The sequence below is a fragment of the Tatumella saanichensis genome (genome assembly GCF_000439375.1).
Classification (GTDB): Bacteria; Pseudomonadota; Gammaproteobacteria; order Enterobacterales; family Enterobacteriaceae; genus Tatumella; species Tatumella saanichensis.
The window spans coordinates 1-3,501 of record NZ_ATMI01000020.1; the positions used below are offsets into that span (position 1 = coordinate 1).

A 3,501-nucleotide genomic window follows, 5' to 3' on the forward strand; every position below is an offset into this window, starting at 1 on the left:
CGCTCTCAGCTGGGAAAAGGTCCGCTAGCGCTGCTGGAACTGCGCGGTTTCACGCTGCCGGAACAGATATTCAATGTCGATAGTGCAGTCACCGCCCAAGTACTGATGACCGATAGTCCAGATCGTGACCTCCAAGGCGTCGACTGATCAGCATTTGACGAAATCTGTTTACCCTCGGTAAGCGTCAAGATAGTTGTCACCCTCGCTTAATTTAAGCCGCCTGCTTTTCCCGTTCCGGACTTAGGGGTACTCCTTAAGGCCTCCAGTTGCTCGTTTACCCTGAACACCCTTCCGGATGGGCTTGTCTCGTGATCCAATACAGTTTATAGATGGATGGAACTAACGCAGGGAGGCTTACACTGATGCCGAATGAATCAGAACGATTGTTCTTGAAACCCTAAAAGCCTAGCCAATATTCGTTGACCACGACAATCCTCACTTCAAATCAACAAGTATTAATAGGGTGTTCAGCCTCATTCCGATTTGGACAGCGTCATTACGGGATGCGATGCGGTAATCTAAAATAAAAAATCCACGCAGTTGCGTGGATTTTAAACTCTGAACTTGTCTTATGGGCGAGCGGCTCGCTGCAAAGATGACAACCAATCAGACATTAAACAGGAAGTTCATAATATCGCCATCTTTGACGATATAGTCCTTACCTTCGGCGCGCATTTTGCCGGCTTCTTTGGCACCTTGCTCACCTTTAAAGGCGACAAAGTCGTCATAGGCGATGGTCTGGGCGCGGATAAAGCCTTTTTCGAAGTCGGTGTGGATCTTGCCTGCGGCCTGCGGGGCGGTGGCACCGACAGGGATGGTCCAGGCACGCACTTCTTTCACACCAGCGGTGAAGTAAGTCTGCAGGTTCAGCAATGAGTAACCGGCACGGATCACACGGTTCAGGCCCGGCTCTTCGAGACCCAGTTCAGCCATAAACTCATCACGATCGGCATCGTCCAGTTCAGCGATATCCGATTCCACCGAGGCGCAGACTGGCACGACCACTGAGCCTTCTTGGGCGGCAATGTCACGAACCTGGTCGAGGAACGGGTTGTTCTCGAAACCGTCTTCATTGACGTTAGCGATGTACATGGTCGGTTTCAGCGTCAGGAAGCTCAGATAACGGATCAGCGCTTTCTCATCTTCATCCAAGCCCAGAGCACGCAGCATTCCGGCGTTTTCCAGCTGTGGCAGACATTTTTCCAGCACTTCCAGTTCCGCTTTAGCGTCTTTATCGCCGCCTTTGGCTTTTTTCTGTAAACGCTGGATAGCACGCTCACAAGTGTCCAGATCAGACAGCGCCAGTTCGGTGTTGATGACTTCAATATCATCCGCTGGACTTACTTTACCAGCGACGTGGATGATGTTGTCATCTTCAAAACAACGCACCACATGACCGATCGCTTCGGTTTCACGGATATTGGTCAGGAACTGGTTACCCAGACCTTCGCCTTTAGAAGCACCTTTCACCAGACCGGCAATATCGACAAATTCCATAGTAGTGGCGATAGTGCGCTGCGGTTTGACGATCTCCGCTAATTTATCCAGACGCGGGTCAGGCATGGGAACCACACCGGTGTTCGGTTCAATAGTACAGAACGGAAAGTTCGCCGCTTCGATACCTGCTTTGGTCAGCGCATTAAACAGAGTGGATTTACCAACATTTGGCAGGCCCACAATACCGCATTTAAATCCCATGCTTGAGTTACCTTATAACGTATTGGTGACAGATCGTCGTCCGTCACCGGAACTGTAAAAATTTGCCGCATTATACACACAACCGCCGAGCCTCGCGCGGATTTCGGTGATCCTTAGCTGGCTTTGAACGCATGCAGACGATTCATCGCTTTTAACAGGTCGTCTTTCAGCCACACTTCGGTACAACGAGCGGCTTCGTCGATGGCGTCATCAATCAGTTTTTGCTCGCTGGCAGGAGGCTTGCCCAGCACAAATCCGGTGACTTTATTGCGGTCTCCGGGATGGCCAATACCAATCCGCAGGCGGTGAAAATTAGGGTTATTGCCCAATTTATTGATGATATCTTTCAGGCCATTATGACCGCCATGGCCACCGCCTAATTTAAATTTTGCCACCCCAGGCAGCATGTCCATCTCATCATGGGCCACCAGGATCTCTTCTGGGGCGATCCGATAGAAGGTCGCCATTGCCGCGACCGCTTTACCACTGAGGTTCATAAAGGTGGTCGGCACTAGCAGGCGCACATCTTGGCCCGCCAGATTAAGCCGTGCGGTATAGCCAAAAAATTTGGCTTCTTCTTTCAGCGACTGGTTATGGCGTTGTGCCAGTAAATCCACATACCAGGCACCGGCGTTATGGCGGGTAGCGGCATATTCCGCACCGGGATTCGCCAAGCCGACAATCAGTTTAATGCTGCTCACAATAATTACTCAGTTATCCTCACAAAACACTAGTTTACTGCCTGTGACGACGAAGCACAAAGGGCAGGGCAGCAAAACCGATTGTCAGCTTTTGTAGAGAATTGTGATCTCGATAGCACTCTGTGTTCACTGAGCAAACTAAAATTTAGTTTAAGGATTCAATAATACTGGTGAGAATAGGGGGCATTATGAAATATCAACAACGTTTACTGACAGGAAATCTGCTTATGGCTTCAGGGCTGGGGATTATCGTTGTTGGGGTTGTCACCACATTGATGAATCAGCTCACCTCACTGCAATTACCGGCACTGGCTGTCAACGGTGCCGTGTTTGCTATCTTTATGGGGGCGTTGCTGTGGCTGACCGGTGCGCAGATGGGGGGCAGAGACAAGGTCTGTGATCGTTATTATCTGCTGCGTTATCATGCTCACTCAGCGACCTCCCGCGACAGATAAAGAGGCTGCTAATAAAGGCAGACGGTATTGCGTCCTTGGCGTTTGGCTTGGTAGAGGGCGCTGTCAGCGTGATCGGTGAGCAGACTAAGTGTGAATGGGCTGGCTTCTGACAGTAGGGCCACTGACGGTGCAGGCGACGGTTTGAGCAAGACGAGCCCTGTCAGTTGCCTCCCTGACTTTTTTACAGAGTGTCAATGCGTGTTTCTGGGACAACATTGCCACAGCGATAATTTCCTCACCCCCAAGTCTTGCAAAGCAGATCCGATCCGGCAGCAGGGCAGCCGTTCGCTTGGCAAATGCTTGCCAAGACGTTGGTCACCGACAGAAACCCCAAAATTTAGAGTTCACACATATACCGTGTATAGATATCCAGTGACATTCTATACCTCACCACAAGGAGTACCGATTATGGAAGGCTATCAGGTTTCTGGTTGGCGAAACAGCGTCAGGCTAAGAACGCGCCTAATAGCGGAGGTCAGCTGATAAACAGTGGAAGGTAGGCTGACTGGATCAAAAAAGACCGGACTTTGTCCGGCCTTTTTTCTGTCAGTGACCCGTCCTGAATAGCGTTGACACGTTCCTGTTCTAATTCTGGAGAACGTGATGATGACAGAGTTCAAACGCACCCAACGAGATTATCCTCTATC

The 3,501-nt window shown here is 50.4% G+C and carries 4 protein-coding genes; 1 reads left to right on the forward strand and 3 read right to left on the reverse strand.

Annotation, left to right across the window (positions count from 1 at the left end; all coding sequences use genetic code 11):
- Nucleotides 1-606: 606 nt before the first annotated feature.
- Both ychF and pth read right to left on the reverse strand, forming a co-directional pair.
- On the reverse strand, nucleotides 607-1,698 hold the full coding sequence (gene ychF, locus DW47_RS0108145) for a redox-regulated ATPase YchF (RefSeq protein ID WP_029685906.1): 1,092 nt from the start codon (nucleotides 1,696-1,698) through the stop codon (nucleotides 607-609).
- Nucleotides 1,699-1,811: 113 nt separating this feature from the next.
- Nucleotides 1,812-2,399 (reverse strand): aminoacyl-tRNA hydrolase, encoded by a 588-nt coding sequence (gene pth / locus DW47_RS0108150; RefSeq protein ID WP_029685907.1) that lies wholly within the window; start codon nucleotides 2,397-2,399, stop codon nucleotides 1,812-1,814.
- 188 nt (nucleotides 2,400-2,587) lie between these two features.
- Here pth and DW47_RS0108155 point away from each other — a divergent pair, with 188 nt between their 5' ends.
- Entirely contained in the window at nucleotides 2,588-2,854 is a 267-nt protein-coding gene (locus tag DW47_RS0108155; RefSeq protein ID WP_029685908.1) for a DUF2583 family protein, read from the forward strand.
- An 8-nt stretch (nucleotides 2,855-2,862) separates the two neighbouring features.
- Here DW47_RS0108155 and DW47_RS17490 read toward each other — a convergent pair whose 3' ends face one another.
- Entirely contained in the window at nucleotides 2,863-3,003 is a 141-nt protein-coding gene (locus DW47_RS17490) for a GGDEF domain-containing protein (protein WP_161606696.1), read from the reverse strand.
- Between the last annotated feature and the right edge of the window lie 498 nt (nucleotides 3,004-3,501).